This is a genomic window from Stenotrophomonas rhizophila, assembly GCF_020857975.1.
GTDB classification, from domain to species: Bacteria; Pseudomonadota; Gammaproteobacteria; order Xanthomonadales; family Xanthomonadaceae; genus Stenotrophomonas; species Stenotrophomonas rhizophila_C.
In genome coordinates this window covers 37,348-55,773 of the sequence record NZ_JACWUO010000006.1, presented here as the reverse complement: position 1 = coordinate 55,773, position 18,426 = coordinate 37,348, and the positions used below count along the sequence as shown (strand labels likewise).

Below are 18,426 nucleotides of genomic sequence, written 5' to 3'. Positions count from 1 at the left end.
GACCGTTAACGAATTAGTCGGGCAGCCGCACCCCCGCCGGCAGCCCTCGCAGCGAGGGGCCGGCCGGCCGCCGATCAGTCCTGGGCGGTGAAGGTGAAATTGATGGTGCGCTGGTAAACCGACTCGAAGCCGCGATACGGCAGCGGCTGGGCATTGAGCACGGCCGCCTCGATGGACCGCTTGCCAGCCTCATCGAAGGCACAGCTGCCCACCACTTTGGCCTGGATCACCTGGCCACCCGGAATCTGGGTGATGGAGACCTGACACTTCTGGCCCAACGGCACCGAATCCGGACGCGTCCACTGCCCCTTCACCTTCTGCTGGATCGCCGCGGCGTACTTGGCGCTGAGGTCGTCGCTGGTGCCACCGGCACCGGCGGCCGGCCTGGCCGCTCCGGTGGCGCCGGCGGTGGAGGCGGTGGCGCTGGCGGCACGGGCGGCGCTGACCTGGCGCAGCTTCTGCTCGGCCAGCTTGGCCTCGTTTTCGGCCTGGGCGCGCTGGCGGCGGATCTCGGCGATCTTCTTCTGGCGCTCGGCCTCGGCCTTGGTGTCGTTGGCCTTCTGTTCCTGTTCGGCCAGCTTCTTCTTCTGCTCGTCCGCTTCCTGCTGCTTGGCCAGGCGCAGCTTCTGCTCGGCCTGCTCCTGGCGCTGGCGCTCGGTCAGGTCGATCTGTTCCTGGCGGCGCTTGGCTTCCTGTTCCTGCTTGGCCCTCTCGGCCGAGATCGCCAGCGCGCTGACCGCGTCCTGGTCGATCTTGTCCGGCTGGGCGACGCGCTCCTGGGCCTGTTGCTGCTGCGGGGTAGGCGCATCCTGCGGGCGCGGCTCCTCGATCGGCTGCGGCGGCGGCACGGTGTCTTCGGGGACCGGCTCGGGCTGGGCAACAGGTTCGGGCAGGTCGGGCAGCTTTTCCGCGGCGCGCAGCGCCTGGCGCGCCGCGGCCGCCTCGGAGGCGGACAACTGCAGGCTGGCCTCGATCGCCGGGTCGCCGGCGGCGGCCTCGGTACTGCGCTGCGGCGACCACAGCCAGGCGGCGATGAACACCAGCGCCAACAACAGGTGCACGCCCAGCGCCAGCGCGATCGGCAGACCCCACTTCTCTTCCGGCTGGCGCTGCGGTGGCAGGGCGTCAGTGTGCATCGGTCGCCAGGCCCACCTTTTCCACGTTGGCGCGCTTGATCACGTCCATCGCCGCGATCACCTTGTCATAGGCCACGGCGCGGTCGGCCGCGACGATCACGCGCAGGTTCTTGTCCTGCGCCGAAAGCGCGCCCAGGCGGGCCTCCAGCTCGGCCGCCGGCATCGCCACCGGCTCCTTCGCCTCGGGCAGGGTGAGCGCGAGCTGGCCGTCCAGGCGCACCGAGACCACCACCGGGTCCTGTTTGCTCTCCAGCGCCTTGGCCCGGGAGTTGGGCAGGTCCACATCGAAGCTCAGGGTGAGCAGCGGCGCGGTGACCATGAAGATGATCAGCAGCACCAGCATCACGTCGATGTAGGGCACCACGTTGATTTCGGATTTGAGCTTGCGGCGCTTGCGGCGGCCGATGGCAGCAGTCATGGCAGTGTCCTTGTGCTGGGCGCTTACTCGTCGCCCGCGGTCTGGCGCTGCAGGATCGAGCTGAACTCTTCTGCGAAGGTTTCAAAACGGACCGACATGCGCTCCACGCGGGTGGTGAAGCGGTTGTAGGCCCATACCGCCGGGATCGCCACGAACAGGCCGATCGCGGTGGCGAACAGGGCTTCGGAGATGCCCGGGGCCACCGAGGCGATGCCGGCCTGCTCGCCGCTGTTGATCATGTCGTGCATGGTCACCATGATGCCGAACACGGTACCGACCAGGCCCACGTACGGGGCGGTCGAGCCGATGTTGGCCAGCAGCTCCAGGCTGCGCTCCATCTGGTCCACTTCGCGGGTGTAGGTGGTGCGCATGGCGCGCTGGGCGCCTTCGAGCTGGGCGCGGCCGTCCAGCCGGCGCTTGTCGCGCAGGCGGGTGAATTCGCGGAAGCCGGCTTCGAAGATCGCCTCCAGGCCGCCCACCTTGCGGTTGCGGTCGGTGGCCGCGCTGTACAGCTTGCCCAGGTCGGCGCCGGACCAGAAGCGGCTTTCGAACTCGTCGGCCTCGCGGTTGGCCGCGTTGAACACGCGCGCCTTGCGGAAGATGATCACCCAGCTGATGAACGAGCCGGCCAGCAGCAGCAGCACGATGATCTTCACCGGGATGCTGGCCTTGATCATCAGGTCCAGGTAGTTGATGCCACCGCCATGGGCGGCCTGCGCCACCGTCTGCGCCGCGGCGCTGGTGACTTCCTGCGGCAGCGCCTCGGTCACCGTGGCCTGCAGGGCCAGGAGCATTGCGATCATCCGTTGTTCCTCATTGTGCCGATACTTGAAGTTCGTAGGGTTTCAACGCGGCCAGCAGTGCATCGCCCATGCCGCGCGGTTTGAAAGTGGCCGCATCCAATGCGGCGATCCTGACCTGGGCCGTCAGCAGCGTTTCATCGCCGCGACACACCCGTTGGTCGAACACCATGCTGGCGCGCTTGCACTGCACCAGCGTGGCGGTCACATCCAGCGCATCGTCCAGTCGCGCCGGCTTGAGAAAGTCCATGGTCATCGCGCGGACCGCGAATACCAGGCCGTGCTCGCTGCGCATGCGTTCCTGGCCATGGCCCAGGGCCCGCATCCATTCGGTCCGTGCCCGTTCCATGAAGGCCACGTAGCGGGCGTGGTAGACCACCCCGCCAGCGTCGGTATCTTCCCAGTAAATGCGTGTCGGCCAACTGAACCGGGGCTCAATTTCCATCGATCGCCTCGGCAAACAGGTCCGCAGGCGGGTTCTTCGGCTTCAGGCCCATGTGCCGGTAGGCCTTGTGCGTGCACATCCGGCCACGCGCGGTGCGGATCAGGAAGCCCTGCTGGATCAGGTACGGCTCGACCACGTCTTCCAGCGTGCCGCGCTCTTCGGACAGTGCCGCGGCCAGCGACTCGATGCCCACCGGGCCGCCGTCGAAGTAGTCGACCATGGTCCGCAGCATGCGCCGGTCCAGCTCGTCGAAGCCTTCCGGGTCGACCTTGAGCATCTGCATGGCCGCCTGCGCCACGTCCTGGTCGATATGCCCGGCGGCCTTGACCTGGGCATAGTCGCGCACCCGCCGCAGCAGCCGGTTGGCGATCCGCGGGGTGCCGCGCGAGCGCCGCGCGATCTCGGCCGCGCCCTCGGCGGTGCAGTCGATGTTGAGGATGGCCGCCGAACGGCGGACGATCTTCGTCAGTTCTTCGGGGGTATAGAACTCCAGCCGGTGCACGATGCCGAAGCGGTCGCGCAGCGGCGCGGTCAGCAGGCCGGCCCGGGTGGTGGCCCCGATCAGGGTGAACGGCGGCAGGTCGATCTTGATCGAGCGGGCCGCCGGGCCCTCGCCGATCATGATGTCGATCTGGAAATCCTCCATCGCCGGGTACAGCACTTCCTCGACCACCGGCGAGAGGCGGTGGATTTCGTCGATGAACAGCACATCGTGCGGCTGCAGGTTGGTCAGCAGCGCGGCCAGGTCGCCGGCCTTCTCGATCACCGGGCCGGAGGTGACCCGCAGCGCCACCCCCAGTTCGTTGGCAATCACATGGCTCAGGGTGGTCTTGCCCAGCCCGGGCGGGCCGAAGATCAGCACGTGGTCCAGGGCGTCGCCGCGGGCCTTGGTCGCCTCGATATAGATCGACAGCTGCTCGCGCACCGGCGCCTGGCCCAGGTAATCGGCCATGCGCTTGGGGCGGATGCTGGCGTCGGTGCCCTCGTCTTCACGGGTGGCACCGGCGGCGATGATGCGGTCGTCGGTCATCCCGCGATTATGCGGCAAAAGCGTGACGACCAACGGTCGTCACCTACTACCCTTCCGGCGCCGCCTGGTTGCCGGCCAGCGGCCGGCACTACCGCTCCGTGCATGCCGACCCGGTGTCGAGGGTCGGGGTGCATGGGTTGGCGGGACCCTCCACCGCATGGATGCGGTGGCGGAGCCTACAAGGACGTACTTGCGGCGTGTCCCGACGGCCCATGCGCCCCGACCCACCCCGCAGCAATCGTCGAGCGCTCCGGCTTTTGCATGGTTGCTAGCCAGCGGCCGCCCCTACTGCACCCGGGGGCCACGATTTGCGCAGCAAACCGTGGGCCGGAGCCCAGGTAGAGAGCTGACGCAGTCAGATCTCTACCTGGGCGCCCAGTTCTACCAGCCGGTTACCCGGAATCCGGAAGAACCCGGTCGCCGGCGCCGCATTGCGGTGCATCAGCGCGAACAGCTTGTCGCGCCAGATCGGCATGCCGCGGTTGGCGGTGGCCACGATGGTCTCGCGGCTGGCGAAGAAGGTGGTGTCCATCGGGTCGAAATAGATCCCGCCGTGGTCGCACGAGCGCATCAGCGCCAACGGCACGTCCGGGGTCTCCATGAAGCCGAAGCGCACGTAGATGCGGTAGAACTCATCGCCCACCGACTCGATCTTCAGGCGCTGGCCCTCCGGCGCATACGGCACCGGCAGGGTCACCACGTGCAGGAACACATTGCGCTCATGCAGCACCTTGTTGTGCTTGAGGTTGTGCATCAGCGCATGCGGGGCCACCGAGGGGTCGGCGGTCAGGAACACCGCCGTGCCCGGCACCCGCACCGGCGGGGCCAGCATCAGCCCGGGCAGGAAGGTGTCGATACGGATACCATCCTTGCGGATCTCGTCGCGCAGCAGCTCGCGGCCACGCCGCCAGGTGCGCATCATGGTGAACAGCACCAGGCCCAGCACCACCGGGAACCACGCGCCCTGCATCAGTTTGGCGCCGTTGGCGATCACAAAGCCCAGGTCGATCACGAAGAAGACCGCGCACAGCGGAATGATCCAGTAGCGCGAAGTCGGCCACAGCGCGCGCGCCACCAGGGCCAGCAGCAGGGTATCGATGAGCATCGTCGCCGACACCGAGATGCCATAGGCCACCGCCAGGTTGGACGAGCTGCGGAACGCCAGCACCAGCCCGATCACCATCACCGCGATGCCCCAGTTGATGCCGGGGATGTAGATCTGGCCGATGGTGTCGTGCGAGGTATGGGTGATGCGCATGCGCGGGATATAGCCCAGCTGCATGGCCTGGCGCGACACCGAGAACGCACCGGTGATCACCGACTGCGAGGCGATCACCGCGGCCATCGTGGCCAGGATGATCATCGGGTACAGCGCCCACTCCGGCACCGCCTCGAAGAACGGGTTCTTGACCGCCTCGGGGTGGTTGAGCACCAGCGCGCCCTGCCCCAGGTAGTTCAGCACCAGGCACGGCAACACGAAGAAGTACCAGGCGTGGCGGATCGGCTTGGCCCCGAAGTGGCCCATGTCCGCGTACAGCGCCTCGCCGCCGGTGACCGCCAGCACCACCGCACCGAGGATGAACACCCCGTGCCAGCCGTGCTCCATGAAGAAGCGCAACGCCCACATCGGGTTGAAGGCCTTGAGCACTTCGGGGGCATCGACGATGTTCCAGATGCCGATCGCGGCCAGCGAAATGAACCAGATCGAGGTGATCGGGCCGAACAGCTTGCCGATCTTCTCGGTGCCAAAACGCTGCACGGCAAACACCGCCAGCAGCACCACCACCGTGATCGGCACGATGAAGGCATGCAGGCCCGGCGCGGCCACCTCCAGGCCCTCGACCGCACCCAGCACCGAGATGGCCGGGGTGATCACCCCGTCGCCGAAGAACAGCGAAGCGCCGAAGATGCCCAGGATGCCCACCACGTAGGCCGAGCGCGAGCCGTGGCGCAGGGTGCGCTGGGTCAGCGCCATCAGCGCCATGATGCCGCCTTCGCCTTCGTTGTCGGCACGCATGATGATGGTGACGTACTTGAGCGTGACCACGATGTTCAGCGCCCAGAACGCCAGCGACAGCACGCCCAGCACCGTGTCATGATCGCTGTTGAGGCCGTAGTGCGGCGAGAACGCTTCCTTGAGCGTGTACAGCGGGCTGGTGCCGATGTCGCCGAACACCACGCCGATGGCGCCGATCATCAACGCCATGCCGCCGGCCGCCGGGGCGTGGCCGTGCGCGGAATGGCCGTTGTCGTGCGGGGTGGAAGAAGTGGACATGGGGCTCCGGGGCAACGCGGTCGGTATCAGTGGGCAGGCAGCGCGCGGGTCAGCGCAGCGCGGCCTGCAGGGCCTTGCGGATCACGATGGCGACATCGTCGCCCTCGGCATTGGCCTCGCGCGCCATACGCGCGGCCTCGGCCGGCTTGTAGCCCAGCTGCTGCAGCGCCACGGTGGCCTCCGACACCGGGTCGGTGGCCGGCGCGGCACCGGCGATCGCCGCCCCGCCGCCGCCGAAGTTGGCCGCGCGGTCGCGCAGTTCCAGCACCATGCGCTCGGCGGTCTTCTTGCCGATCCCGGGGATGCGGGTCAGCGCGGTGATGTCGCCGGCCTGCAGCATCCGCGCGAACTCGTCCACGCTCACGCCGGACAGCACCGCCAGCGCGATCTTGGCGCCGATCCCGCTGACCTTCTGCACATCGCGGAACAGCCGGCGCTCGCCCTCGCGCAGGAAGCCGTACAGCGACACGCTGTCTTCCTTCTGCGCGTAATGGGTGAACAGGGTGACCTCGCGGCCCAGCTCGGGCAGGTCGTAGAAGGTGCTCATCGGCGCCTCCAGTTCGTAACCGACGCCATTGACGTCGATCAGCAGCCACGGCGGCGCCTTGTAGGCCACGATCCCGCGCAGACGACCAATCATGCTGTTTTCCTCATTTCCGGCTCCAGGCCATGCGGGCGTTGACGCCGAGGCGCTGCGCCGTGGCCCGTACATGGGCGTGGGTGATGGCCACCGCCAACGCGTCGGCGGCGTCGGCCTGCAGCTTGGTTTTCAGGTTGAGCATAAGCCCGACCATGTGTTGCACCTGTTGCTTTTCCGCGCCACCGCGGCCGACCACGGCCAGCTTGATCTCGGTGGCCGCGTACTCGCTGACCGGCAGGTCGCGCATCACCACCGCCGAGATCGCCGCGCCACGGGCCTGGCCCAGCTTCAGCGCCGAATCCGGGTTGCGCGCCATGAACACCTTTTCGATGGCGACCTCGTCGGGCCGGTACTCCTCCACCAGCGCGTTCAGGCCCAGCACCAGCAGCTTCATCCGCTGCGGGAAGTCGTCGGCGCCCAGCAGTATCAGCGGCAGGTGGTGGACGTGCACCACCTTGCCGGCGGCGTCCACATCGATGATGCCCACCCCGGTGCGCTGCGAACCGGGGTCGATGCCGAGGATGCGGGTCATGCGGCACACGCGCGGCCGGGCAGAGCCCGGGACGGACGGCTGCGGCGACGAGGGCGGGGAACGGCTGGAGTCATCATGGTCCGCATTGTCCGCCCACCGGTCGCGCAAAGCGACCGGCCAGGCGTACCTCAGGCGTAGGCGTCCGCGCCGAGGTCGGCATTGGAGAACACATCCTGCACATCGTCCAGGTCTTCGAGCATGTCCAGCAGCTTCTTGACCTGGGCGGCGGTGTCGCCCTCGACCTTGATGTCGTTGTCGGCGCGGAAAGTGAGCTCGGCATGGTCCGGGACGAACCCGGCCGCGGCCATCGCATCCTTGACCGCGTGGTAGCTGTCGGCGGCGGTGAGCACGTCGATCGCGCCGTCCTCCGGGTACACCACGATATCGTCGGCGCCGGCCTCGATGGCCGCCTCGGTGACGGCTTCCTCGTTGGCGCCGGCGGCGAAGTGCAGCACGCCCACGCGCTTGAACATGAACGACACCGAGCCTTCGGTGCCCATGTTGCCGCCGCATTTGCTGAACGCATGGCGGACATCGGCCACGGTGCGCACCCGGTTGTCGGTCAGGCAGTCCACGATCACGGCCACGCCACCGGGGGCATAGCCCTCGTAGCGGATCTCTTCGTATTCCACCCCTTCCAGTTCACCGGTGGCCTTCTTGATGGCGCGCTCGATCACGTCCTTGGACATGTTCGAGGACAGCCCCTTGTCCATGGCCACGCGCAGCCGCGGGTTGTTGTTGGGGTCGCCTCCACCGCCGCGCGCGGCAACGCCGATCTCGCGGATGATCTTGGTGAAAATCTTGCCGCGCTTCGCGTCGGACGCGTTTTTGCGGTTCTCGATCGAGGGACCTCTACCCATGGGTGTTTCCGTGCTTGCGTCAGGAACAGGGCGCGGATTCTACCTGATCGGCCGCCGCGACCGTGTTAGTCGCGTCCGGGCCGGTGGCCGGTGGCCGGGGCTCCGGCGGCCAGGCTCAGGCGGCATGGGCGGCGCGGTCGTCGCGGAAGCGGCCTTCGCGCAGGAACGCGGCGGTCTGCCGGGCCGCCTCCGGCGAAAACACCAGCCCGCTGTGGCTGGCCGGAACCACGCAATGGTCGGCCAGGCCGGGCAGCTGGGTCTCATCCAGCGCCACGGTGCCGTCGGAAGCCTCGCCGATCGCGCCGAGCAGGCTGCCCAGCCCGTGCGGCACCGAGCCGGCGATCAGGCCGACCCGGGCCCTGCCCTCCCAGGCCGGCAGGCCATCGCGCAGCAGCTCGCCGCTGCGGCCCAGCGCCAGCGCCCAGCCATGTTCGGCCAGCGAACGGGCGGTGCCGCTGCCGCGCAGCGGCGAGCCCAGGCAGACCACCCGCGACACCGGCAGCTCCGGCTGCCGGCGCAGGGCCTCCAACGCCACCAGGCCGCCCAGGCTGTGCCCGACCAGCGACACCGGGCCGCTGCCCTGCAGCCGCTCCAGCAGCTGCGGCACGGCCACGTCCGGGCCGCCGAACACGCTGGAATAGCCGAAGGTATCGACCGTGAAGCCACGGGCGCGCAGCCGCCAGGCCAGCGGGCCGACCCAGGCGCGCGCATTCCAGATGCCGTGTAGCAGTAAAACGGGGGGATTCATGCACTCAGCCTAGCGGGTTGGCTTGGGACCTGCGGTAAAAAGCGGCTTCATTAGACAAATAGACCGGCCAACGGCGGGTGAAGCCGCCGTTGCCGATCCATGTCAATGAAGGGGATGCCCGGTGGCTCAGCGCGCCGGGCCGGCAGGACGGCGCAGGATGAATTCCAGGTCGCGCACGCCGCCGACCGGGAACTCGTAGGTGCCCACCTTGCTGAACCCGTAGCGGGCGTAGAACCGCTGCGCGCCGAAGTTCTCCGACCACACGCCCAGCCACAGCGTGCGCGGGCCGTCACGTTCCAGCCAGTCCAGCGCGGTTTCCAGCAGGCGGCTGCCCCAACCGCAGCTCTGTTCGTCCTTGATCAGGTACAGGCGCTTGAGTTCGCCGTCGCCGGGCTGGACGTCGGCATGCGGCAGGCCGCAGGGGCCGGCCGCGGCATGGCCGACGGCCACCCCGTCGCGCTCCAGCAGCCACACCGCGTACTCGGGGTGGGCCAGGATGATGCGCTGGCGGTCCACGGCATAGGCTTCATCGAGGAAGCCCCGCAGGTCGGCGGCCGGGTACAGGTGGCCGAAGGTTTCCACGAAGGTACGCGTGGCCAGCACCGACAGGGTCGGTGCATCCTCCACGCCGGCACGGCGGATGGTGTACATGGGCAGGTACGCGGCAGGCCTCAGGCCTGCCCTCCGCGGGGGGCGTCGGCTTCCTCGTCGCCCTCCTCTTCTTCCTCGTCCTCGTCCTCGTACTCTTCCTCGTCGTCCTCGTCGCCGTCTTCGTCTTCTTCCTCGTCCTCGTCGAGCTCTTCCTCGTCGTCTTCGTAGTCTTCCACGCCGAAGTCCTCGCCATCCCAGCGGCCTTCGCCATCCTGGACGAAGGTCAGCGCCATCGCGGCCGGGTTGGTGCCCACCCGCACCAGCCAGCCACCGAACACGCGCGCGCGTTCGGTCACCAGGTTGGCATCGGCGCCTTCATTGCCCAGCTTTTCCCACTCCAGCGAAAACGCAAACTCGGTCATTGCCTGGATCTCCTGGTTGGTGTGTATGGATCAGTTCTTGCGCGGGCGTACCTGGACGTGCACTTCGGCCAGCTGCTCGTCCGGGATCGGCGATGGCGCGCCGGTCATCAGGCACTGCGCGCCGGTGGTCTTGGGGAACGGGATGACGTCGCGGATCGACTCGGTGCCGGCCATCAGCGCGGCGATGCGGTCGATGCCGAAGGCGATGCCACCGTGCGGCGGCGCGCCGAAACGCAGCGCATCGAGCAGGAAGCCGAACTTGGCCTCGGCTTCCTCGGCACCGATGCCGAGCAGCTCGAACACCGCACTCTGCATGTCCGAACGGTGGATACGGATCGAGCCACCGCCAATCTCGTTGCCGTTGAGCACCATGTCATAACCGCGCGACACGGCGGTTCTGGCATTGGCGCGCAGGTCGGCGATGTCGTCCACCGCCGGCGCGGTAAAGGGGTGGTGCAGGGCGACGTAGCGCTGGGCCTCGTCGTCGTATTCGAACATCGGGAAGTCGGTGACCCACAGCGGTGCCCAGCCGGCGGTGACCAGGCCGAAGTCCTTGCCGGCCTTCAGGCGCAGGGCGCCCATGAAATCGGACACCTTGTTGTAGCCACCGGCGCCGAAGAACACGATGTCGCCGTTGCCGGCACCGACATGGGCCACCAGGGCGGCGAAGGACTCTTCGCTGAAGAACTTGGCGATCGGCGAGCTGACCTCGCCGTTGTCGGCGATCTTGATGTAGGCCAGGCCCTTGGCGCCGTACTTGGCGGCATGCGCGGCGTAGTCGTCGATCTGCTTGCGGCTCAGGCTGGCGCCGCCGGGAATGCGCAGCGCGGCCACACGGCCATCGGCATCGTTGGCGGCGGCGGTGAACACCGGGAACTCGCTGGTCTTGACCAGTTCGGCCACGTCCACCAGTTCCAGTGCGATGCGCAGGTCCGGCTTGTCCGAACCATAGCGACGCATCGCCTCGGCCCAGGTCATGCGCGGGAAGCTGGCGGCCAGCTCCACGTCCACCACTTCCTTGAAGATGGCGCGGATCATGTTCTCGACGAAATCCTGCACGTCGCGCTCGCGCACGAAGGCGAATTCCATGTCCAGCTGGGTGAATTCCAGCTGGCGGTCGGCGCGCAGGGCCTCGTCGCGGAAGCAGCGCGCGATCTGGTAGTAGCGGTCGAAGCCGGCCACCATCAGGATCTGCTTGAACAGCTGCGGGCTCTGCGGCAGGGCGTAGAACTCGCCCGGGTGCATGCGCGCCGGGACCAGGAAGTCGCGGGCGCCTTCCGGGGTGGCCTTGGTCAGAATCGGGGTTTCGATGTCCTGGAAGCCGGTGGCGTCCAGGTGGCGGCGCAGCGCCTGCACCAGCTTGATGCGGGTGCGCTGCATGCGCTGCATTTCCGGACGGCGCAGGTCCAGGTAACGGTACTTCAGGCGGGTTTCCTCGCCCGGGTTCTCATGGGCGTGGAACGGCAGCGGCTCGGCTTTGTTGAGGATGGTGATGGCCGTGGCGATCACTTCCACCTTGCCGGTGCGGAGCTTGTCGTTGGCCGCATGGCGCGCGCGCACCACGCCTTCCACCTGCAGCACGTCCTCGTAGCCCAGGCTGGCGGCCACGGCGAACACGGCCGCGTTGTCGACTTCCACCGTCACCTGCACGATGCCTTCATGATCGCGCAGATCGATGAAGCACACCCCGCCCTGGTTGCGGGCAACGTCGGTCCAGCCGGCGAGGGTAACGGTTTGGCCAATCAGGGTCTCATCGACCAGGCCACAGAAGTGGGTACGCATGGGGGTAAAGCTCCGCAGGAGAGTGCCGGCGCAAGCTGCACCGGAAAGCCCGTTATTCTGCGGCCCAGACCCGGCCGGGGCAAATGTCGCCCGCCGCCCCTGCCCGGCCGGGGCCCGGCCCGGCGGCATCACGCCTTTTGAACCCCGCCCGCTCCTATAGTCCGCGCACCAACGACTGCAAGGGATGCCGCCATGAACCGCCGCCTGACCATTGCCTGCCTGACCATCCTGCTGGCCTGCGCCGCCCCGGCCAGCCAGGCCCAGATCAGCACCCGCGCCTATGCCCCGGAGAACCTGTCCCAGCTGTCGACACCTGACCGCAGCCGGGTCATCGCCCAGGAATATGCCGACCAGTCCAATGGCCGGCGCATTCCCGACGACCAGCTGCGTTTCTACCTGGCCCAGGTCAACTCCGGCTGGGGCTTCTCCCGGATCAAGCAGGACATCGCCACCTCGCTGCGCGGCAGCGGCAACGGCGGGGGCTGGAATGGCGGCGGGGGCGGCTGGAATGGCGGTGGCGGCAGCCACACCAGCGTGGTGCGCTGCGAAAGCCAGAAGAACCGCAACCAGACCTGCAACACCGGCTGGCGCAGCGCGCGCCTGTCCCGGCAGATTTCCGGCACCCAATGCGTGGAAGGCCGCAACTGGGGGTCCCGTAACGGCACGGTGTGGGTCAGCGGCGGCTGCCGCGCCGAGTTCGTCGAAGGCCGCGGCAACAGCGGCGGCGGCTGGGGCGGCGGCAACAGCAACTACAGCGTGACCTGCAGCAGCAACAACAACCGCCAGCAGACCTGCGCCTGGGAAGCCCGCCGGGGCCGCCCGGTGCTGCTGCAGCAGCTGTCCGGCAGTGCCTGCATGGAAGGCCGCAGCTGGGGTTATACCAACGGCAGCCTGTGGGTCAGCAACGGCTGCCGCGCCCGCTTCGGGGTGCGGTAGTGCCGGCCGCTGGCCGGCAACCCGGACCGCTGGCCGGCCGCTTGCGGGCGCCGGCCAGCCCATTGTTGAACGCATGACAGCGGCACAGCGGGGTAGAACCCCGCTCTACGGCGTGGTGCTGCCCCACGGCGCTGGCGGCAACGCCACCGGCTTGCTGAGGTCGAACGCCACCTGGAACCGGCGTCCGTCCGGGCGGGTCAGCTCGTAGACAAAGCGCTGATCCGGCTCGATCTCCATCGCCCAGCTGTTGTGCACCGACGGCAGCATGCCGGCCTTGCGGAACATCGCCACCGAATCGGCGTCGACCGGGAAGACCTGGCGCTGGGCGGTACCTGGCGGCGCGCTGTCGCCGCCGTACAGGGTTACCGCATCGGGGCTGCCGTCGCGGTGGCGGTGGTCGTGCTTGAGCCGCAGGCCGCGGTCGGTGCGGCTGATCACCCAGGTCCGCGAATGATCATCGCCGACATGGAACGGGATCCGCAGTTCGTGCGCCGGATCGTCGCAACCGCGCACATGCATCACCAGGCGCTTGCCGTCGAACGGGTCGGGACCATCGCTGCGCGGCTCATTGGCGATCACCCGGCCTTCATAGGCCTTGCCGCAATGGGCAGCTACTGCCGCCAGGAACGCATCGGCCGGCGCATTGGCGATGTCGTGCGACACCGCATCAGGGTGACGGGCACAGCCGGCCAGGGCCAGCGCAAGCACAACGGGAAACAGCGGGGCAGCATTCATGACCCCACCCTAGCGGCCCGATCCGGCCGGTGCAAATGGCGGCGTGGCCGGCCCGGCAACGACATGCCCCATCGCCCGGGCAGGCCCTGCACGCTGTCGACGTCACGCTCAGGCCGGCTGCACGCCCTTGTCGGCATGCTCGGCGGCCACCGGGGCTGCTGCTGACACGTCGGTTGCCGCCACCGCCTCGCCCGCCGCTTCCTGCTCGACCGGATCGACATCGAACGGGGTGCGGAACACCAGCGACGGCAACAAGGTGGTCAGCGCGGCATACAGCAGCAACCCGCCGAACAATGCCGGTGCGATCTCGAAGCGTTCGCGCATGATCGCAGCCAGCACCAGGGTGAAGATCAGCGTCGGCGCCAATGCCAGCGACACCCGCAGGCTGCTGCGGAAGCTCTCGCCGAACAAAACCCGGCGCTGCAGCCATACCACCCCGATCCGCAGCGGCAACACCACCAACGTCAGCAGCAGGCCCAATCCCAATGCCTGGAAACTGAGCGCCTCGCCGGGCACCTTGGTGCCGGCATTGAAAAAGTAGAAGGGTACGAAGAACGAGGCGAACAGGCGCAGCGCGTGCAGGTTGTCGTGCGAGGCCAGCAGCGGCATCCGCTGATGCAGCAGTCGCGCCACCAGTCCGGCGATGAACGCACCGACCAGGTAGTACACGCCCAGCGAATATGTGATGTAGGCGGCCACCATGCCGACCATCACCAGCAGCGAAAATTCCGAACCCGGCGCATGCGGCGCCACCCAGCGGCCCAGGGCGATGAACGCCAGCGGCAGCCCGACCAGCATTGCCAGCAGGGCCAGGCTGGATAACGCCATATGCCCCGGATCGCCGGCCTGCAGCAGCACAAACAACGCCGCCAGCGCCAGCAGTTCCCCGGCAATGGCCTTGCTGGTCACCCAGAAGCGCTCGTCATCGCTCAAGCCAAGCCGCGACAGCGAGTCCATGATGAAGCCGGTGGACGGGGTCAGCAGGGCCAGCGCCAGCAGCCCGGCCGCCTGCCAGGACAGGCCGGCGTAACGCCATGCCAGCCAGCCGACCCCGAACAGGGAGGCGGTACGGATCAGCAGGTGCACCAACAGCGGCCACAGGCTGCGGCGCAATGCGGCCAGGTCCACTTCCAGCCCGGCAAACAGGAACAGCGAGGAAATACCCAGCGTGGCCAGCAGGCCGATCACCGGATCATGCGCCCGGTCGCCCAGCCACAACATCGCGATGATGCCGAACAGCAGACAGGTCAACGGGGCCGGCAGGCTGTAGCGCTGCAGCGCGCGGGGAATGACCAACAACGCGAAGATCAACAGCAGATAGACCGGTTCGTTGCTCATTGTCGGGGCTGCAAGGGATTGACGCGCGGATGGTGCAGTGCGCCAACGCGCACTGCAATAGTGGTGCGGCTCAAACAAAGGCGTGGTCTGGCCTGTGTTATGGTCGCTACGTGACGTTTTCGCCTTCTTCCCCACGAAGGTCGCGCGCATGCTGCGGCTGACCGCCCTGCTTACGGGCGTGGCATTGCTGCTGACCGGTAGCGGGCTTCTGGGTACCTTGCTGGCGGTGCGTGGCGGGCAGGCCGGCTTTTCGGCCGGCACGCTGGGGCTGGTGATGTCCGGGTATTTCGCCGGCTTCTTCCTCGGCACCTTCTTCGCACCTTCACTGATCGGCCGCATCGGGCATATCCGTGCGTTCGCGTTCTTTGCCGCGCTGGCCGCCATCGCCGTGCTGCTGCATCCACTGTGGCTCAACCCGCTGGGCTGGGGCGTGCTGCGCATCGCCACCGGCATCGCTCTGGTCGGCCTGTATACGGTGATCGAAAGCTGGCTCAACGCCGAGCCCGAGCCGGCCCGACGCAGCCGCGCGTTCTCGCTGTACATGGTGGTCAACCTGTCGGCGCTGGCCCTGGGCCAGGTCCTGCTGATGCTCGGGGACGCCAGCGCAGTGGCGATGTTCATGCTCACCGCGATCCTGATCTGCGCCGCCGTGCTGCCGGTCACCGCCACCCGGTTGCGCCAGCCGGAAATGCCGGTGGTCAGCCGGCTGAAGCTGGCCCGGCTGTATGCGATGGCGCCGGTGGCCACGGTTGCCGCCGGCTTGTCGGGGCTGGCGATGGGCGCGTTCTGGGGCCTGTTGCCGGTGTATGCCGGCCAGGTCGGCCTGGACGACAACGGCGTTGCGCTGTTCATGCTCACCGCGATCGGCGGCGGCGCGTTGCTGCAATGGCCGCTGGGCCACATCAGCGACGGCCACGACCGCCGCAGCGGGCTGGTGGCCCTGAGCCTGGCCGCTGCCGGCATCGCGGTGGTGGCCTCGTTGCCGATGATCCAGTTGCAGACCCACCTGCTGTTCGGGCTGTTCTTCTTCTACGGCGGGCTGGCATTCTCGCTGTACCCCTTCGCGGTGGCGCACATGCTCGACTACCTGCCGCGCCAGCACCTGCTGTCGGGCTGCTCCAGCCTGCTGCTGGTGCACGGCGTGGGCGCCGCGCTCGGCCCGGCCCTGGCCGGCGTGGCGATGCAGCGTTTCGGCGCGCCGGCGCTGCCGCTTTACTTCGCGGTGGTGCTGATGCTGCTGGCGTTGTTCACCACCGCGCGCCTGCTCAGCTTCCAGCGGCTGCGCACGCATCCAGTGGGGTTCCGGCTGATGCTGCGCACCACGCCTTCAGCGCTGGAACTGATGCCCGAGACCGATATCGCGCCGCCGGATCCCGCCCCGCTCCTCCCCTCTGACTCCGATAAGGAAGTGCATTGACTGTTTCGACACCGACCACCCTCACGCCAACCCGTACACCGCCGGCCCCGCCGGCACCGCAACTGATCCTGGCCACCGATCTGGATGGCACCTTCCTGGCCGGCGATGCCGCCGCGCGCCACCGGCTGTACCGGCTGGTCGACCAGCACCCCGGCATCGCCCTGATCTTCATCACCGGCCGCGGACTGGAAGCGGTGATGCCGCTGCTCTCCGATCCGGCCATCCCGCGCCCGGACTACGTGGTCTGCGATGTCGGCGCCACCGTGGTCGATGGCCGCACCCTGCAGCCATTGCAGCCGCTGCAATCGATGATCGACGCGCACTGGCCCGGCGAGCAGGTGGTGGCCGCGGCGATGCGCGCATTCCCCGCGCTGCAGCGCCAGGACGTGCCACAGGAACGCCGCTGCTCGTACTTCTGCGATCCCCAGACGCTGGCGCCGCTGCGCGCGCAGATCCAGGCCGCCGCACAGGCGCTGGGCTGCGATGTGCTGTATTCGGCCGACCGCTACCTGGACATCCTGCCGCCGGACACCGACAAGGGCCGCACCCTGGCCGCGCTGTCGCGCCTGCTGGACCTGCCGCGCGAGCGCATCCTGGTGGCCGGCGACACCCTCAACGACCTGTCGATGTACACCGCCGGTTTCCGCGGGGTGTGCGTGGGCGACTCGGAGCCGGCGCTGACCGCGGCCACCGCCACGCTGGCCCATACCTACCACGCGCAGGCGCCCGGTTGCGGCGGCATCCTCGAGGCGATCGAACAGCTCGGCCTGCTCGCCGCCGATGACGTCTACCTGTATCCGCCGGTGCAGGCGCGTGCCGATGGCGCCGACCTGGTGATGGTCTACCACCGGCTGCCGTTCGACGAGGTCATGGAAGACGGCGTGCTGGTGCAGCGCCCGCCGCGCTCGCCGAACGGCATCATTCCCTCGCTGCTGAGCTTCTTCGACGGCGGCCAGAAGGGCTCCTGGGTGGCCTGGGGCATCGACGAGCCCAAGCGCGGCCCGTTCCAGACCCACCTGGCCGTGGATGCGGCCCGCTACCCGACCCTGACCGCCGCGCGCGTGCCATTGAGCAGGCAGGAAGTGGACATCTTCTACAAGCGGTTTTCCAAGGAAGCGTTCTGGCCGATGCTGCACGTGTTCTGGGAGCGCGCGAAGTTCCGCGAGGACGACTGGCAGGTGTTCCTGAAGGTCAACCGCAAGTTCGCCCATGCCACCGCCGCCGAGGCCGCGCACGGGGCCACCGTGTGGATCCACGACTACAACCTGTGGATGGTGCCGGCCACCCTGCGCGAACTGCGCCCGGACCTGAAGATCGCCTTCTTCCACCACACCTACTTCCCGTCCGCCGACGTATTCAACGTGGTGCCATGGCGGCGCGAGATCATCGGCAGCCTGCTCAGCTGCGACTACATCGGCTTCCATATCCCGCGCCAGGTGGAGAACTTCGTGGACGTGGTGCGCGGGGCGATGCCGGCCGAACGCCTGGCCTGGGAAAGCTGCGCGCCGCGCTTTCTGACCTACGGCTGCGCGGTCGGCCTGGACACCATGACCACCCGGCTGCGGGTGGGCGACCGGGAAGTGGCGCTGGGCGCGCATCCGGTCGGCACCGACCTGCGCCGCATCCACAACGTGCTGGCGCGCGCCGATGTACGCAACGATATCTTCAAGCTGCGCCGCGAGATCGGCGCACGCCAGCTGGTGCTGTCGGTGGAACGGCTGGACTACACCAAGGGCACGCTGGCCAAGCTGGAAGCCTTCGAGCGCCTGCTCGAGCAGCATCCCGAGCGCCAGGGCAAGGTCACCCTGCTGATGATCTGCGTGCCGGCCGCGCGCGAGATGACCGTCTACCGCACCCTGCAGAACCAGATCGAGCAGGCGGTGGGCCGCATCAACGGGCGCTTCTCGCGGCTGGACTGGACCCCGGTGCGCTTCTTCGCCCAGGCCCTGCCGTTCGAGCAGGTGGTGGCGCACTACGCCGCCGCGCAGGTGATGTGGATCACCCCGCTGCGCGATGGCTTGAACCTGGTGTCCAAGGAGTTCGTGGCCACCCAGGGCATCGAAGGCAGCAGCGGCGTGCTGGTGCTGAGCGAGTTCGCCGGGGCCGCGGCCGAACTCAAGGGCGCGGTGCTGACCAACCCGCACGACCCGGCCGACCTGACCGCCGGGCTGCTGCAGGCGCTGTCGATGCCCGAGGACGAAGCCAGCGGACGCATGCGCCAGCTGTTTGGCAGCGTGGAGTACTACGACGTGGACCGCTGGGGGCGCGAGTTCCTGGACGCGGTACGCAACAGCCATCCAGAGACCTGACAGCCCACCGCG

General features: G+C 68.2%; 18 protein-coding genes. 3 read left to right on the top strand and 15 right to left on the bottom strand.

The window, feature by feature from the left end; all coding sequences use genetic code 11:
• Nucleotides 1–74 precede the first annotated feature (74 nt).
• The 13 genes from tolA to aspS form a co-directional block, all read right to left on the bottom strand.
• Nucleotides 75–1,136 (bottom strand): cell envelope integrity protein TolA, encoded by a 1,062-nt coding sequence (gene tolA, locus IC535_RS07670; RefSeq protein WP_228884071.1) that lies wholly within the window; start codon nt 1,134–1,136, stop codon nt 75–77.
• Entirely contained in the window at nt 1,126–1,554 is a 429-nt protein-coding gene (tolR, locus tag IC535_RS07665; protein WP_228884070.1) for a protein TolR, read from the bottom strand. Before tolR ends, tolA begins: the two co-directional genes overlap by 11 nt.
• Before the next feature lie 23 nt (nt 1,555–1,577).
• Nucleotides 1,578–2,357 carry a protein TolQ gene (tolQ, locus tag IC535_RS07660; protein WP_228884069.1) on the bottom strand — a complete coding sequence of 260 codons (780 nt, stop codon included), beginning with the start codon at nt 2,355–2,357 and terminating at the stop codon, nt 1,578–1,580.
• Nucleotides 2,358–2,367: 10 nt separating this feature from the next.
• The gene (gene ybgC, locus IC535_RS07655; protein WP_228884068.1) at nt 2,368–2,799 is read right to left on the bottom strand and encodes a tol-pal system-associated acyl-CoA thioesterase; all 432 of its coding nucleotides are present in this window, start codon (nt 2,797–2,799) and stop codon (nt 2,368–2,370) included.
• Nucleotides 2,789–3,829, bottom strand: coding sequence for a Holliday junction branch migration DNA helicase RuvB (ruvB, locus tag IC535_RS07650; RefSeq protein ID WP_228884067.1), 1,041 nt, complete (start codon nt 3,827–3,829; stop codon nt 2,789–2,791). Before ruvB ends, ybgC begins: the two co-directional genes overlap by 11 nt.
• 355 nt (nt 3,830–4,184) lie before the next feature.
• On the bottom strand, nt 4,185–6,104 hold the full coding sequence (locus IC535_RS07645) for a potassium transporter Kup (RefSeq protein WP_429000307.1): 1,920 nt from the start codon (nt 6,102–6,104) through the stop codon (nt 4,185–4,187).
• A gap of 49 nt (nt 6,105–6,153) precedes the next feature.
• Entirely contained in the window at nt 6,154–6,744 is a 591-nt protein-coding gene (gene ruvA, locus IC535_RS07640; RefSeq protein ID WP_228884066.1) for a Holliday junction branch migration protein RuvA, read from the bottom strand.
• A 10-nt stretch (nt 6,745–6,754) separates the two neighbouring features.
• Nucleotides 6,755–7,276 carry a crossover junction endodeoxyribonuclease RuvC gene (gene ruvC / locus IC535_RS07635; protein ID WP_228884065.1) on the bottom strand — a complete coding sequence of 174 codons (522 nt, stop codon included), beginning with the start codon at nt 7,274–7,276 and terminating at the stop codon, nt 6,755–6,757.
• A gap of 128 nt (nt 7,277–7,404) precedes the next feature.
• Complete coding sequence (locus tag IC535_RS07630; RefSeq protein WP_228884064.1) at nt 7,405–8,136, bottom strand: YebC/PmpR family DNA-binding transcriptional regulator; 732 nt, start codon at nt 8,134–8,136, stop codon at nt 7,405–7,407.
• Between the two features lie 115 nt (nt 8,137–8,251).
• Nucleotides 8,252–8,884, bottom strand: coding sequence for an esterase/lipase family protein (locus tag IC535_RS07625; protein WP_228884063.1), 633 nt, complete (start codon nt 8,882–8,884; stop codon nt 8,252–8,254).
• 126 nt (nt 8,885–9,010) lie between these two features.
• Nucleotides 9,011–9,535, bottom strand: coding sequence for a GNAT family N-acetyltransferase (locus IC535_RS07620; RefSeq protein WP_228884062.1), 525 nt, complete (start codon nt 9,533–9,535; stop codon nt 9,011–9,013).
• A gap of 20 nt (nt 9,536–9,555) precedes the next feature.
• Nucleotides 9,556–9,897, bottom strand: a complete 342-nt coding sequence (locus IC535_RS07615; protein WP_228884061.1) for a DNA primase — start codon at nt 9,895–9,897, stop codon at nt 9,556–9,558.
• 30 nt (nt 9,898–9,927) lie between these two features.
• Complete coding sequence (aspS, locus tag IC535_RS07610) at nt 9,928–11,679, bottom strand: aspartate--tRNA ligase (RefSeq protein ID WP_228884060.1); 1,752 nt, start codon at nt 11,677–11,679, stop codon at nt 9,928–9,930.
• A 192-nt stretch (nt 11,680–11,871) separates the two neighbouring features.
• On the opposite strand from aspS, the gene IC535_RS07605 reads away from it, so the two are divergent.
• Nucleotides 11,872–12,615, top strand: a complete 744-nt coding sequence (locus tag IC535_RS07605) for a DUF3011 domain-containing protein (RefSeq protein ID WP_228884059.1) — start codon at nt 11,872–11,874, stop codon at nt 12,613–12,615.
• A gap of 105 nt (nt 12,616–12,720) precedes the next feature.
• Here the strand turns inward: IC535_RS07605 and IC535_RS07600 are convergent, their stop codons facing one another.
• Together IC535_RS07600 and IC535_RS07595 are read right to left on the bottom strand one after the other, a co-directional pair.
• Nucleotides 12,721–13,350, bottom strand: coding sequence for a hypothetical protein (locus IC535_RS07600; RefSeq protein WP_228884058.1), 630 nt, complete (start codon nt 13,348–13,350; stop codon nt 12,721–12,723).
• Nucleotides 13,351–13,458: 108 nt separating this feature from the next.
• Nucleotides 13,459–14,688 carry a cation:proton antiporter gene (locus IC535_RS07595; RefSeq protein ID WP_228884057.1) on the bottom strand — a complete coding sequence of 410 codons (1,230 nt, stop codon included), beginning with the start codon at nt 14,686–14,688 and terminating at the stop codon, nt 13,459–13,461.
• A 148-nt stretch (nt 14,689–14,836) separates the two neighbouring features.
• Between IC535_RS07595 and IC535_RS07590 the strand changes: the two genes are divergently transcribed.
• The gene (locus IC535_RS07590) at nt 14,837–16,105 is read left to right on the top strand and encodes an MFS transporter (RefSeq protein WP_228884056.1); all 1,269 of its coding nucleotides are present in this window, start codon (nt 14,837–14,839) and stop codon (nt 16,103–16,105) included.
• A 62-nt stretch (nt 16,106–16,167) separates the two neighbouring features.
• Nucleotides 16,168–18,414 (top strand): glucosylglycerol-phosphate synthase, encoded by a 2,247-nt coding sequence (ggpS, locus tag IC535_RS07585; protein ID WP_306433050.1) that lies wholly within the window; start codon nt 16,168–16,170, stop codon nt 18,412–18,414.
• Nucleotides 18,415–18,426: the final 12 nt, after the last annotated feature.

Excerpts from the sequence above, each read along its gene's own strand:
- IC535_RS07590 (WP_228884056.1), top strand. The coding sequence starts at position 14,837 with ATGCTGCGGCTGACCGCCCTGCTTACGGGCGTGGCATTGCTGCTGACC.
- tolQ (WP_228884069.1), bottom strand. The coding sequence starts at position 2,357 with ATGATCGCAATGCTCCTGGCCCTGCAGGCCACGGTGACCGAGGCGCTG.
- ybgC (WP_228884068.1), bottom strand. The coding sequence starts at position 2,799 with ATGGAAATTGAGCCCCGGTTCAGTTGGCCGACACGCATTTACTGGGAA.
- IC535_RS07605 (WP_228884059.1), top strand. The coding sequence starts at position 11,872 with ATGAACCGCCGCCTGACCATTGCCTGCCTGACCATCCTGCTGGCCTGC.
- tolR (WP_228884070.1), bottom strand. The coding sequence starts at position 1,554 with ATGACTGCTGCCATCGGCCGCCGCAAGCGCCGCAAGCTCAAATCCGAA.
- IC535_RS07630 (WP_228884064.1), bottom strand. The coding sequence starts at position 8,136 with ATGGGTAGAGGTCCCTCGATCGAGAACCGCAAAAACGCGTCCGACGCG.
- IC535_RS07645 (WP_429000307.1), bottom strand. The coding sequence starts at position 6,104 with ATGTCCACTTCTTCCACCCCGCACGACAACGGCCATTCCGCGCACGGC.
- IC535_RS07600 (WP_228884058.1), bottom strand. The coding sequence starts at position 13,350 with ATGAATGCTGCCCCGCTGTTTCCCGTTGTGCTTGCGCTGGCCCTGGCC.
- aspS (WP_228884060.1), bottom strand. The coding sequence starts at position 11,679 with ATGCGTACCCACTTCTGTGGCCTGGTCGATGAGACCCTGATTGGCCAA.
- ruvA (WP_228884066.1), bottom strand. The coding sequence starts at position 6,744 with ATGATTGGTCGTCTGCGCGGGATCGTGGCCTACAAGGCGCCGCCGTGG.
- IC535_RS07595 (WP_228884057.1), bottom strand. The coding sequence starts at position 14,688 with ATGAGCAACGAACCGGTCTATCTGCTGTTGATCTTCGCGTTGTTGGTC.
- IC535_RS07615 (WP_228884061.1), bottom strand. The coding sequence starts at position 9,897 with ATGACCGAGTTTGCGTTTTCGCTGGAGTGGGAAAAGCTGGGCAATGAA.
- IC535_RS07620 (WP_228884062.1), bottom strand. The coding sequence starts at position 9,535 with ATGTACACCATCCGCCGTGCCGGCGTGGAGGATGCACCGACCCTGTCG.
- ruvB (WP_228884067.1), bottom strand. The coding sequence starts at position 3,829 with ATGACCGACGACCGCATCATCGCCGCCGGTGCCACCCGTGAAGACGAG.
- IC535_RS07625 (WP_228884063.1), bottom strand. The coding sequence starts at position 8,884 with ATGAATCCCCCCGTTTTACTGCTACACGGCATCTGGAATGCGCGCGCC.
- ruvC (WP_228884065.1), bottom strand. The coding sequence starts at position 7,276 with ATGACCCGCATCCTCGGCATCGACCCCGGTTCGCAGCGCACCGGGGTG.
- tolA (WP_228884071.1), bottom strand. The coding sequence starts at position 1,136 with ATGCACACTGACGCCCTGCCACCGCAGCGCCAGCCGGAAGAGAAGTGG.